Genomic DNA, 12,123 nt, shown 5'->3' with positions numbered 1-12,123 from the left:
TGGCATCACTTTTGATAAAGAACAGCACGTGTCAGTGTAAACTCTGCTCGGGTAACATCCTGCAGGATAATAGGTATTAATTGATTTTTCTTATCTCTTAAAGGGATAAGTCATAGCCGAGAGCCGATCTCATTTCAGAAAATATCACTGGCGTCATAACGTTCTTTTTTTGAGCATGTCACTAAATTGTAAGGTTATTTATGATTCATATTGAGCAAGTCCTCGATAAGCGTGATCTTAAGGCATTTATCGCTTTTCCTTCTTCCCTGTTTCGTGACGATCCTAATTGGATTGACCCTTTGTATTTAGAGCGCGAAGAGCATCTCTCTAAGAAGAATCCTGGGACTGACCACATAGAATGGCAGGCATGGGTGGCCAAAAAAGAGGGGAAGGTGGTCGGGCGGATCACCGCTCAAATTGACGCTTTGCACCGGGAACGCTACGGCGAGGATACCGGTCACTTTGGTATGATCGATGCCATCGAGGATCCGGCGGTTTTTAGTGCGTTATTTGCCGCGGCAGAAGCCTGGCTGAGGTCTAAGGGCGCATTAAAAATCACCGGTCCCTTCAGTCTTAATATCAATCAGGAAAGTGGCCTGTTGGTCGAGGGGTTTGATACTCCGCCGTCGGCGCTGATGACGCACGCCAAACCCTACTACGCTACCAATCTGGAGCGCCAGGGCTATACGCAAGGCATAGATTTGCTGGCCTATTGGATGAAGCGAACGGACCTGCATTTTTCGCCTTCCCTGGCAAAAATGATGAGTCAGGTGCGTAAAAAGGTCACCCTGCGCCGCCTCAATCGCAAAAGGTTTAGCGAGGAAATGCAGGTGCTGCGCGAAATTTTCAATTCCGGCTGGCAGGATAACTGGGGATTTGTGCCTTTCACCGAGCATGAGTTTGCCACCATGGGCGATCAGCTGAAGTTCCTGGTGCCTGATGACATGATTTATATTGCCGAAGTCGATTCAGTGCCTTGCGCTTTCATCGTCGGTTTGCCCAATATCAACGAGGCTATTGCCGATCTGAACGGCAGTTTATTTCCCTTTGGCTGGGCGAAGCTGTTGTGGCGTTTGAAAGTGAGCGGCGTGCGTACCGCGAGGGTGCCGCTGATGGGCGTTCGCCAGGAGTATCAATTCAGCCGAATAGGGCCGATTATTGCGCTATTGCTGATTGAAGCGTTACATGATCCCTTCGAGAAACGCGGTATTGATGCGCTAGAGATGTCCTGGATACTGGAATCGAATACCGGCATGCGCACCATCCTGGAGCGAATTGGCGCGGTTCCTTACAAGCGTTATCGCCTATATGAAAAACAACTCTAACCCCTCTGCAAGACGCTGAATTTATCGGCCCTTAACAGGATGCAAAGCGCGCTGCGCTCAGAGAATACCTATGGCCAAAATTGCTTTTTGGCTGTTTGCGATTCAACGTTGCCGGGAAAATAATGTCACACGGGTGATTATTTAATTTCATTAACCAATTTCGTTATAAGTTACTGCGCGTTATTTGTTGGTGTTAAGAATTACCCGAATTTTTATAAGAGTAAGATGCATGCCATTTGAAAAGAAAAAAGGAATAAATCGCTTAATAAGTAGCATAAAAAACTCACTGGCGGGCCTTACTGATGCCGTTTTTACCGAAGATGCTTTCCGCCAATTGCTGGTTATTAACGTAATATTACTGGTTGTTACATTTACTTTAGATATTACAAAAGTAGAAAGGTTGTTATTGATTGCCAGCAGCTTCCTTTTACTGGTTGTTGAGTTGCTTAACACTGCCATTGAGAGCGTCGTCGATCGCATTTCTCTGGAGATACATCCCTTATCCAAGCGCGCCAAGGATTTGGGCGGCGCGGCACAGTTGGTTGCGGTGGTGATGACAATAATTCTTTGGCTGGTGGTCTTATTGGGCTGATTAATACCCTCGGGGCAGCCAGATTTTTCCGGAAGTAACGCCAGCTTTCGGCTGCCCTCATCAAGGAAGCAAAATATTCTTTGCAGGATAACGTTCTGTCGCTCATTATTTGAAATGTTGTTTCACTTTTATGCCATGAGCCGATCTTGAACTTATACGCCGCCCTGCGCCAGCGCGTGGAAAATACGCCCTGGTATCCTAAACGCAAAAGCTATCGCGTCCTGTTTTGGCGTGAGATCACGCCGCTGGCGGTGCCGATCTTTATGGAGAATGCCTGCGTCCTGCTGATGGGGGTGCTGAGCACCTTTTTGGTGAGCTGGATTGGCAAAGAGGCGATGGCCGGGGTGGGGCTGGCGGACAGCTTCAACATGGTGATCATCTCGTTCTTTGCCGCGGTGGATCTGGGCACCACGGTGGTGGTGGCTTTCAGCCTCGGCAAGCGGGACAGAAAAAGAGCGCGAGCGGCAGCACGCCAGTCGCTGGTGTTAATGACCCTGGTGGCCTTGGCGCTGGCGATCGGCATTCATTTGGCGGGTGAGCAGATTATTGATGTGATCGCCGGTGCCGCCACGCCGGAGGTAAAGGCGTTGGCGCTGTCTTATCTGCAAACCACGGTGTGGAGCTACCCCGCCGCCGCCATTGCCTTGATCGGCAGCGGGGCGCTGCGCGGTGCCGGCAACACCAAAATCCCGCTGTTGATCAACGGCGGCATGAATATCCTGAATATCATCATCAGCAGCATACTGATTTACGGCATGCTGGGCTGGCACGGGCTGGGGTTTGTCGGTGCCGGGCTGGGGCTAACCATTTCCCGCTATATTGGTGCCATCGCGATCGTTTACGTCCTGATGATCGGCTTTAATCCGGCGCTGCACATCACGCTGAAAAGTTACTTTACCCCGTTGAAGCTGACCATCCTGTGGGAAGTACTGGGGATAGGTATTCCCGCCAGCATTGAGTCGGTGTTGTTCAACGGCGGCAAGTTATTGACCCAAATGTTTGTCGCCGGCATGGGCACCAACGTGATCGCCGGCAATTTCATCGCTTTTTCTGTCGCTTCGCTGATTAACCTGCCGGGCAACGCCCTGGGGTCGGCGTCGACCATTATTGTAGGCAAACGCCTGGGCAAAGGAGAAATAGCGCAGGCGGAGCGCCAATTGCGCCACATTTTCTGGCTGGCAACGATTGGGCTGACGGTGATTGCCTGGGGTACCGCGCCCCTGGCGGGGGTCTTCGCCTCGTTTTATACCCAACAAGACGACGTGAAGGAGGTGGTAAAGGTGTTGCTCTGGCTCAATGCCGCCTTTATGCCTATCTGGGCGGCCTCATGGGTGCTGCCCGCCGGTTTGAAAGGCGCGCGCGACGCCCGTTTTGCGATGTGGGTTTCGATGCTGGGCATGTGGGGTTGCCGCGTGGTCGCCGGCTATACGCTGGGCATCATGTTGGGCATGGGCGTGGTCGGCGTCTGGTTGGGGATGTTTATGGATTGGGCGGTACGCGGCGTCTTGTTCTACTGGCGTATGGTCAGCGGACGGTGGCTGTGGAAATACCCGCGCATAAAATCGAACGCGCTGGCGGAAAATATCCGGGCGGAAAAAAGCGGCGAGTAAGGGTCAGGCGTTCGCTTCTACCCGGCCCGGCACCGATGATGCCTGACTATTTTCCAGGCGCCATTTGGCCGGCGAGAGGCCGTGGACCTGTTTAAAGGCCTTGGAAAAGTGCAGCTGGTTTTCATACCCCACCGAAATGCCCACCACCTTGATTGACGTCTGGCTATTGCACAGCAGGCTGGCGGCGATGCTCATGCGGAAGTTCAGCAGATATTCCTTTGGTCCGATGCCGTAGGTGCCTTTAAACAGCCGACACAGGTAACTGCGGTTAATGTTGCAGTAGGCGGCCAGGCGCTCAATGGTGAGGGGTTCATGGTAGCGGTTTTCAATGAGCTTTACCGCCTTGCGCAGATGCTGTGCCTTGTCGCTTGGTGGCTCGGCGATGCTTTGCAAAGCGTTATCAATCAGCGCAGAAAAAAACAGATAGCTCAGGCCCAGCGTCTTTAACCGATGCTCATCACCATGGCTGATGAGTTGCCGCAGATAGCGCAGCGCCAGAGGAGCATCTTCGTTCTGGCGGGGACGATAAATCGGGAACTGGCGGCTCAGGCGGCACTCTTCGAAAATCTTGCCGGCCACCAGCCCGTCGACCTCCAGCCACATGTAGTGCCAGGGATCTTTTGAGTCGGCGCGATAGGTGGTCACGTCATGCGGGTGGATCAAAAAACCTTCTCCAGCCACCACCGGAAAAGAGCCATATTCACTGCTCAGCACTCCGGTACCCCTTATCACATAATGAAATAAATAGTGTTGGCGTACCGCCGGCCCAAAGTTGTGCCCTTTGTCACAGTTCTCCTCGCCATATTGGTACAGGTTCAGCTCGATATTGTCGGTGCGACTCAGAGTAAAACTCTTATGCATCAGTGATGGCCCCTGTATTTTCACTTACTGTAGCAGTGTAGTCGTGGCACGACGGTGGGGCGATCTTCAGATCCAGACCTGGCTCACAGTTTTCATGCTGCGTCATTTTTCGCCATAACAAGGTCACATTTATCCCTATATTGCGAATGCGTTGCCGCGTAGTTTCAGCTTATCGAAAACCACAGCAGCGGAGAAATACGATGATTAAAGTGACTTTTATGGGGGCAGGCAGCACCATTTTCGCCAAGAACGTTCTCGGCGATATCATGGCGACGCCGGCCCTGAAAGAGGTGGATATCACGCTGTATGATATTGACAGCGCGCGTCTCAATGAATCTTTCGCCATGCTGAGCAATATCAACCGCAATATTAATGCGGGCAGGGCGAAGATCACCCCTTATCTCGGGGTAGAAAACCGCCGTGCGGCACTGAAAAACGCCAATTACGTGGTGAATGCCATTCAGGTCGGTGGTTACGATCCCTGCACCATCACCGATTTCACCATCGCCAGAAAGTACGGCCTGCAGCAGACCATTGCCGATACCCTGGGCATCGGCGGCATCTTCCGCGCGCTGCGTACCATTCCTGTGCTGTTTGATTTTGCCCGGGACATTGAGGCGGTCTGCCCGGACGCCTGGTTGCTGAACTACACCAACCCCATGGCGTCCTTAACCGGCGCCATGCTGCGCCATACCGGGGTGAAAACGGTTGGGTTATGTCACAGCGTTCAGGTGTGCGCGGAGACCCTGCTGAAAAGCGTCGATATGCCTACCGACGACGTTCAGTTTCACATTGCCGGCATCAACCACATGGCCTGGCTGCTGGACGTTCGCCGCCACGGCGAGGATCTGTACCCGGAAATCAAGCGCCGCGCCAACGCGCTGCAGGGCAAGCATGACGACATGGTGCGCCATGAAATCATGAAAACCTTTGGTTATTACGTCACTGAATCTTCCGAGCATAATGCCGAATACATGCCGTATTGGATTAAACGTCATTACCCGGAACTGATTGAGCGCTTCAATATCCCCCTCGACGAGTACCCGCGCCGTTGTATCGAGCAAATCGACCAATGGCAGCAACGCAAGCTGGCGTTGACCCACGACGCTAACCTGACGCATTCACGTACCCACGAATATGCCTCATACATTATCGAAGCGATGGAGACCGACCGGCCGTACAAGATTGGCGGCAACGTGCTCAACACCGGTCTCATCACCAACTTGCCGGCAGAGGCCTGCGTGGAAGTGCCCTGTCTGGTGGATGGGCAGGGGATCACGCCTTGTTACGTCGGCCATTTACCGGAGCAACTGGCGGCGCTCAACCGCACCAATATCAATACCCAGCTATTGACCATCGAAGCGGCAGTGACGGGCAAACGCGACGCGATTTACCATGCAGCGCTGTTGGATCCTCATACTTCCGCCGAACTTTCCATTGATGATATACGTAAGCTGTGCGACGAGCTGATTGAGGCTCACGGCAGCTGGCTCCCTGCCTATCACTGATCGCCGAATTTAACCGTATTACCTCCTCAAAACGCACAAGGCGCGGGGCTTCCTGCGCCATCAAAAATAGGGTGGTGAGCCATGTTTTATTTGAGAAACAAGAATTTTTGGATCTTTGGGGCCTTCTGTTTTTTCTACTTCTTCATCATGGGGGCGGTGCTGCCGTTCTTTCCTATCTGGCTGCATGACGTCAACCAGCTCGACCAACAGCAAACCGGATTGGTGTTTGCCTGCATGGCGCTGTTTGCCCTGGTGTTTCAACCGATTTTCGGTTTTGTCACCGACAAATTTGGCCTGAAGAAACATCTGCTGTGGATGATCATCTTCTTGCTGCTGTTTCTGGCACCGCTGTTTATTTATGTGTTTTCGCCGCTGCTGCAAACCCATTTTGTGTGGGGGGCCTTGCTGTGTGGGGTTTACCTGGGGTTGGTGTGCAGCGGCGGTTCACCGGCCATTGAAGCTTATATCGAAAAAGTGAGCCGACGCAGTCAGTTCGAGTATGGCCGCGCCCGGTTGTTCGGCTGTATCGGTTGGGCGATTTGCGCGTCGATCGTCGGCTATATGTTTACCATCAACAACCAGTTCGCGTTTTGGTTGGCCTCCAGCTTCGCGCTGATCCTGGCCGGTTTGCTTTATTTGTTCAAACCCGATCAGAGCAGCACGCTGGCGGTGGCAGACGGGTTGGCGTTAAACCACAAACCCATCAAGTTAAAGGCGGCGTTGAACCTGCTGAAAATGCGCAAATTCTGGTGTCTGGTGATGTATATCGTGGGGGTGGCCTGCGTGTATGACGTCTTTGATCAGCAGTTCGCCAACTTCTTTACGTCGTTTTTCAGCGACCGGCATGCGGGAACGCAGGCGTTTGGTTATGTCACGACGCTGGGCGAGTTTCTTAATGCTTTCATCATGTTCTTTGCGCCGTTGATCATTAATCGTATTGGCGGCAAGAATGCGCTGTTGATAGCCGGGGTGATAATGTCGGTGCGGATTATTGGTTCATCGCAGGCGGATTCGGTCACCGCGGTCATTATCCTCAAAACCCTGCATATGTTCGAGGTGCCGTTCCTGTTGGTGGGCATTTTCAAATACATCACCACTCAGTTTAACGTTAACCTCTCGGCGTCGATTTACCTGTGGGGCTTTTGCTTCTTCAAGCAGCTCTCGGCCATCGGTATGTCCTATGCGGCAGGCCTGATGTACGTCAATTACGGTTTCAAAACCTCTTACCTGATCCTCGGCTGCATCGCCTTGCTGTTCACGCTGATTTCAGCCTTTGCCCTTAGCGGTAAGGTCGCGGTAGCCAAGCAGGAGGGCGCACTGCCGGTCGCGGCGAATTAGTGCCGGCTCAACTCAATACAGCAACGTCATAAGGCTAAAAAACAGCAGCGTCAGCACAATGATAAACCCGGTCTGCAGCGTCTTGCGCATCAGGCGACTGTGGCCCCAGCGGGTGGCGCTCAGGCGGCTATCGATGGCAAACAGTGCCGGTACCATCAGCAGCACGTAAATCAACATCAGCATGGCGGTCAACGGTTGTTGGCTCATTCTGGCGTCTCCGTGCTGAGGGAAAAAGGGGGGGCCCGTAGGGGGGCTATGCTGTTTTTTTGCCTGTGATTGTGCTCGACCATGTGCCTCCGAATAGGGCCGCCCGAAGGCGGCCACCGGTTACTGCTTGCGATATGAAGATGATTGTCGGCCACTGCCGGGGCCAACGCAGATATAATATTGCGAATGATAATCATTATCAATACTTGGCGTAAAATTTTATTGCAGGACGAGGATGAGCGGGAGGGAAAGCTTTTTACTGCGGTTTTAAAGTGACAGGGCACGCCATCCGGCGTGCCCTGTGACAAGACTATCCTCTGCGATTATTTCTCGTCTGGCAAGGCGTAAGCGACAATATAGTCACCCAGCTTGGTGCCGAACGAGCCATGACCGCCAGCGGAAATTACCACGTACTGCTTGCCGTTGACCTCATAGGTCATTGGCGTTGCCTGGCCACCGGCCGGCAGCCGCGCTTCCCACAGTTTTTCACCGTTGGTCACGCTGAAGGCGCGCAGATAGTTGTCCGCGGTTGCGCCAATGAAGAAGACGTTACCGGCGGTGGACACCGGCCCGCCCAACATCGGCATGCCCATTTTGAACGGTAACGGCAGCGGAGAACTGTCGCGTACGGTACCGATACGTTTTTTCCACACGATGTCGTTGGTTTTCAAGTCCACGGCGGAAATATAGCCCCAGGCTGGCTGTTTGCACGGCAGGCCAAACGGCGACAGGAACGGGTTCAGGGTCACGCCGAACGGCACGCCATACTGCGGTTGCACGCCGGACTCGGTACCTGAGCCGCCTTTGTCATTTTCGTCAGGCTCGATCGGGTTGCCCGGACCGCGTGGGATCAGTTTGGAAACAAACGGCAACGCGATAGGGTTGGCGATAGCCACCTGACGGTCGGTATCCACAGACAGACCGCCCCATTCGAACATGCCCAGGTTACCCGGGAACACCAGCGTGCCCTGCTCGGAAGGCGGCGTGAAGGTGCCTTCGTAACGCAGGCTGTGGAACATCACCCGGCAAACCAGTTGGTCGTAAATGGTGGCGCCCCACATGTCCGCGCCGGTCAGCTTTTTCTCCGGACGGAAAGTCAGCTCAGAGAAAGGCTGGGTCGGTGACAGACGATCGCCCTTGGCTGGCCCCTGAGGAACCGGTTTTTCGGGTGCCGGCACCACCAACTCACCGTTGGTGCGGTTCAGAACGAAAATGTTGCCGGTTTTGGTCGGCACGTAAATCACCGGCACCTTGTTGCCGCTCTTGTCGGTAATGTCCGCCAGCGTCGGTTGCGCCGGTACGTCCATATCCCACAGGTCATGGTGCACCGTTTGATAGAACCAGACCAGTTTGCCGGTGGAGGCGTTCAGCGCCAGCAGGCCACTGGCATAACGCTCCATTTCCGGCGTGCGATCGCCGCCCCAGATGTCCGGCGTGGTAACGCCCATCGGCAGATAAACGATATCCAGCTTGGCATCGTAGGCAGAAGGAGCCCAAGAGTTAGGGGAGTTCGGGGTGAAGTGGTGCTCGTCCGCCGGAATGGCGTTCGGATCTTTCGCACCCGGATCGAATGCCCACAGCAGCTTGCCGCTGTTGACGTCAAAACCGCGGATCACGCCCGAAGGCTCGCGGTTGGAGTAGTTGTCGGTCACTGCACCGGCTACCACAATCACCTTATCGGTGATCACCGGCGGCGACGTTGGCTCATAATGGCCCGGCGTCGCATACGGCATATTGCTTTGCAGGTTGAGTTCGCCGTTATTGGCGAAGTCGGCGCAAGGCTTGCCGCTATCGGCATCCAGAGCGAACAAACGACCGTCATTCACCGGCAGGATAATGCGTCGTGCGCACAGCGCCGGGGCGGTTTCTGAGGTTGTGCCTGCGGCGACAGGGGTTTCATGATAAGACACGCCACGGCAGGTGATGTGCTGGAAGGTCGGGTTAAATTTCAACTGAGGATCGAACTGCCACTTTTGCTTGCCGGTGGCGGCATCCAGCGCGAACAGCTTCTGGTGCGGGGTACACAGATAGAGCGTGTCGCGGATTTTAATCGGGGTCACTTCGTTGGTGATTTCCCCCGGATCGTTGGCGGTTTTCAGGTCGCCGGTCTGGAAAGTCCAGGCTTCCTTGAGTTGGCCGACGTTCTTATCATTGATTTGGCTCAGTGGAGAGTAACGCGTGCCTTCCTGGGTGCGACCATAGGCCGGCCAGTCGGCGTCTGATGCCTGAGGTTCGACTTTTACCTGCGCAGGTTCGAGGGTGCCGTTGATCTCTTGCGGATCATTAAACACTGCGTAGGCCAGTGCCACCACGGTGACGACCAGCGCCAGGCTCAGCGCGCTGTAGGCCAGCTTGCCCTTGGCGTGGAGCTTGCGATAGATAAAAGGCAGTACCAGCCACAGGCCGAAGAAGAAGGTGACGTCCAGACGCGGCGTCAGTGCCCAGAAGTCCGGGCCCACTTCCCACAGCGCCCAAATTGTGGTGCCGAGTAAAAAGATCGCGTACAGCAACAGAGCGGTTGCACGACGGCGGACCAGTAACCAGGCGGTGATCAGCAGCACCAGGCCGGCGATGATGTAGTACAGCGAACCGCCGAGCTTGGCCAGCCAGATGCCGCCTCCCAGCAGATAGAGCCCACTCAACGCGGCGAACAGTGCCGTGATGATAATGAGCGGCGATGATGACGCTTTATTTTGCATAGTATTATCCTTACCAAAATGAAAAGTCCCCGATTTAGAGATTAAGCCATATCCAAAAAAACACGCGGTTTCTCCCCAAAAATCCATCCCCGGTGTCTGGCATATCCCCCTGTTGCCAAGGCTAAAAGGCAGCGGCAATCAAAAATAAGGCGGACAGTTTTGGACGTTGAATAAACGCTTTCGTCAGAGGTAAAGCCCCAAACAGGCTGAATCAGGCGTAGCCGTTTCGATGATGTTGCACGGATGTGACGACGCCGCCCAAAGCGCGGCTAGGGTACTCTAATTATTCTGCTTTTATTGAATACCTTGTGCTTTTTTTTAGCGCCTTGCGGGTTTATGAATTGAGCTCATAAGCTCATGCATATTCAGCGCGTAGTTATTTGCCCGGTTGCCTCTTACAGTGATCGCACTTGGTCGCCCCGCACAAGCGGTGACCCATTCGTACACATAGGAGGAAAAATGCAAAAACGTAAGCTGGGTAGCAGTGGGCTGGAGGTATCCGCGTTGGGACTGGGCTGCATGGGGCTTAGCTTTGGCTATGGCCCGGCCACCGACAAGCAACAGGCGATTGGCCTGATCCGAGCCGCGGTGGATCAGGGCGTGACCTTTTTCGATACCGCAGAAGTTTATGGCCCCTTCACCAATGAGTCGCTGGTGGGTGAGGCGCTGGCACCGGTGCGCGATCGGGTCGTAATAGCCACCAAGTTTGGTTTTGAACTGCCGCAGCCTGATGGCAAACAGGTGCTCAATAGCCGGCCGGAACATATCCGCCAGGCGGTGGAGGGATCGTTAAAGCGTCTTAACATCGAAACGATAGACCTGCTTTATCAGCACCGGGTCGATCCCAAGGTGCCGATTGAAGACGTCGCCGGCACGGTGAAGGCGCTGATCCAGGAGGGGAAGGTGAAGCATTTTGGCCTGTCCGAGGCGGGGGCACAGACGCTTCGCCGTGCCCATGCGGTGCAGCCGGTGACGGCGTTGCAAAGTGAATATTCGCTGTGGTGGCGGGAGCCCGAGCAGGAAATCTTGCCGACGCTGCAAGAGTTAGGCATAGGTTTTGTTCCTTTCAGCCCTTTGGGGAAGGGTTTTTTGACCGGGGCAATCAATGAAAATACTACCTTTGACAGCAGCGACTTCCGCAATGTGGTGCCGCGTTTCAGTGAGCAGGCACGCAGAGCCAACCAGGGGCTGGTGGAGGTGCTGGGGCAGATAGCTCAGCAAAAAGGGGTCACCCCGGCACAGATAGCGCTGGCCTGGCTGCTGGCACAGCAACCCTGGATTGTGCCGATCCCGGGGACCACCAAACAGCATCGCCTGCAGGAAAACCTCGGGGCCGCGTCGCTGGCGCTGTCGTCAGAGGAACTGCGCAGCATTGAAGCGGCCTTGGCCGTCATCGAGGTACAGGGCGATCGCTATCCGGCGCATTTGCAAAAAAACGTCGGACGTTGATGCGGCCGTTGCCCGCGGTAGCTTTTGAATCGCAGTAACCGAGCGGCGAAATGACACGCACTCTCTACAATTATTCTGTCAATGTTAACGTCGGCAGCCTTTGCCGAACTGGAGAAACAAGTGAAAATTCAACGCAGCGGCACCCAACCCTCTCGTCCGGGGCCAGAAGAGTACTTTACCGGTAAAGTTCGCATCGATGCGCCTTTTGCCGGGAGCGAACCGGCCCGCGTGGGCGGCGCCACCGTGACCTTTGAGCCAGGAGCCCGTACCGCCTGGCACACCCATCCGCTCGGCCAGACGCTGATAGTGACTCAGGGGCGTGGTTGGATCCAGGTGTGGGGCGAGGCGATCCAGGAAATGAACCAGGGCGACATTGTGTGGATCCCGGAGGACGTCAAACATTGGCACGGTGCGACGCCGGATACTGCCATGACTCACATTGCCATCGCCGAGTCGTTGAACGGCAGCCCGGTTGACTGGATGGAGAAGGTCAGCGATGCGCAGTACCTGAAGCCCTCTCTGGGCGGCTAACCG

At 54.7% G+C, this 12,123-nt stretch carries 10 protein-coding genes; 7 read left to right on the top strand and 3 right to left on the bottom strand.

Translation table 11 applies throughout. The annotated features are described in order from the left end of the window. Positions 1-200 precede the first annotated feature (200 nt). The 3 genes from LQ945_RS04575 (at position 201) to LQ945_RS04565 (ending at position 3,527) form a co-directional block, all read left to right on the top strand. Complete coding sequence (locus tag LQ945_RS04575; protein ID WP_262240663.1) at positions 201-1,325, top strand: N-acetyltransferase; 1,125 nt, start codon at positions 201-203, stop codon at positions 1,323-1,325. 229 nt (positions 1,326-1,554) lie between these two features. After that, the gene (locus tag LQ945_RS04570) at positions 1,555-1,917 is read left to right on the top strand and encodes a diacylglycerol kinase (RefSeq protein ID WP_262240664.1); all 363 of its coding nucleotides are present in this window, start codon (positions 1,555-1,557) and stop codon (positions 1,915-1,917) included. Between the two features lie 146 nt (positions 1,918-2,063). Further along, the gene (locus LQ945_RS04565) at positions 2,064-3,527 is read left to right on the top strand and encodes an EmmdR/YeeO family multidrug/toxin efflux MATE transporter (RefSeq protein ID WP_270102365.1); all 1,464 of its coding nucleotides are present in this window, start codon (positions 2,064-2,066) and stop codon (positions 3,525-3,527) included. Positions 3,528-3,530: 3 nt separating this feature from the next. Here the strand turns inward: LQ945_RS04565 and LQ945_RS04560 are convergent, their stop codons facing one another. Further along, positions 3,531-4,388 (bottom strand): AraC family transcriptional regulator, encoded by an 858-nt coding sequence (locus tag LQ945_RS04560; RefSeq protein ID WP_270102364.1) that lies wholly within the window; start codon positions 4,386-4,388, stop codon positions 3,531-3,533. 200 nt (positions 4,389-4,588) lie between these two features. Between LQ945_RS04560 and LQ945_RS04555 the strand changes: the two genes are divergently transcribed. Together LQ945_RS04555 and LQ945_RS04550 are read left to right on the top strand one after the other, a co-directional pair. Next, positions 4,589-5,896 (top strand): alpha-glucosidase/alpha-galactosidase, encoded by a 1,308-nt coding sequence (locus LQ945_RS04555; protein WP_270102363.1) that lies wholly within the window; start codon positions 4,589-4,591, stop codon positions 5,894-5,896. An 81-nt stretch (positions 5,897-5,977) separates the two neighbouring features. Continuing rightward, on the top strand, positions 5,978-7,234 hold the full coding sequence (locus LQ945_RS04550) for an MFS transporter (protein WP_269933679.1): 1,257 nt from the start codon (positions 5,978-5,980) through the stop codon (positions 7,232-7,234). A gap of 12 nt (positions 7,235-7,246) precedes the next feature. Here the strand turns inward: LQ945_RS04550 and LQ945_RS04545 are convergent, their stop codons facing one another. Next, positions 7,247-7,441 carry a hypothetical protein gene (locus tag LQ945_RS04545; protein ID WP_044552266.1) on the bottom strand — a complete coding sequence of 65 codons (195 nt, stop codon included), beginning with the start codon at positions 7,439-7,441 and terminating at the stop codon, positions 7,247-7,249. 323 nt (positions 7,442-7,764) lie between these two features. Then, on the bottom strand, positions 7,765-10,140 hold the full coding sequence (locus LQ945_RS04540; protein ID WP_270102362.1) for a glucose/quinate/shikimate family membrane-bound PQQ-dependent dehydrogenase: 2,376 nt from the start codon (positions 10,138-10,140) through the stop codon (positions 7,765-7,767). A gap of 459 nt (positions 10,141-10,599) precedes the next feature. Between LQ945_RS04540 and LQ945_RS04535 the strand changes: the two genes are divergently transcribed. Both LQ945_RS04535 and LQ945_RS04530 read left to right on the top strand, forming a co-directional pair. Further along, on the top strand, positions 10,600-11,589 hold the full coding sequence (locus LQ945_RS04535; RefSeq protein WP_270102361.1) for an aldo/keto reductase: 990 nt from the start codon (positions 10,600-10,602) through the stop codon (positions 11,587-11,589). A 120-nt stretch (positions 11,590-11,709) separates the two neighbouring features. Further along, positions 11,710-12,120, top strand: a complete 411-nt coding sequence (locus tag LQ945_RS04530) for a cupin domain-containing protein (RefSeq protein ID WP_270102360.1) — start codon at positions 11,710-11,712, stop codon at positions 12,118-12,120. The last annotated feature ends 3 nt before the right edge of the window (positions 12,121-12,123 follow it).

It is taken from the genome of Serratia liquefaciens (assembly GCF_027594825.1).
GTDB lineage: Bacteria > Pseudomonadota > Gammaproteobacteria > Enterobacterales > Enterobacteriaceae > Serratia > Serratia liquefaciens_A.
This window is presented reverse-complemented; position numbering and strand designations above follow the sequence as displayed.

What these genes read in the sequence shown, in the direction of transcription:
- LQ945_RS04575 (WP_262240663.1), top strand. Translation starts at nt 201, where the DNA reads ATGATTCATATTGAGCAAGTCCTCGATAAGCGTGATCTTAAGGCATTT.
- LQ945_RS04570 (WP_262240664.1), top strand. Translation starts at nt 1,555, where the DNA reads ATGCCATTTGAAAAGAAAAAAGGAATAAATCGCTTAATAAGTAGCATA.
- LQ945_RS04560 (WP_270102364.1), bottom strand. Translation starts at nt 4,388, where the DNA reads ATGCATAAGAGTTTTACTCTGAGTCGCACCGACAATATCGAGCTGAAC.
- LQ945_RS04555 (WP_270102363.1), top strand. Translation starts at nt 4,589, where the DNA reads ATGATTAAAGTGACTTTTATGGGGGCAGGCAGCACCATTTTCGCCAAG.
- LQ945_RS04550 (WP_269933679.1), top strand. Translation starts at nt 5,978, where the DNA reads ATGTTTTATTTGAGAAACAAGAATTTTTGGATCTTTGGGGCCTTCTGT.
- LQ945_RS04545 (WP_044552266.1), bottom strand. Translation starts at nt 7,441, where the DNA reads ATGAGCCAACAACCGTTGACCGCCATGCTGATGTTGATTTACGTGCTG.
- LQ945_RS04540 (WP_270102362.1), bottom strand. Translation starts at nt 10,140, where the DNA reads ATGCAAAATAAAGCGTCATCATCGCCGCTCATTATCATCACGGCACTG.
- LQ945_RS04535 (WP_270102361.1), top strand. Translation starts at nt 10,600, where the DNA reads ATGCAAAAACGTAAGCTGGGTAGCAGTGGGCTGGAGGTATCCGCGTTG.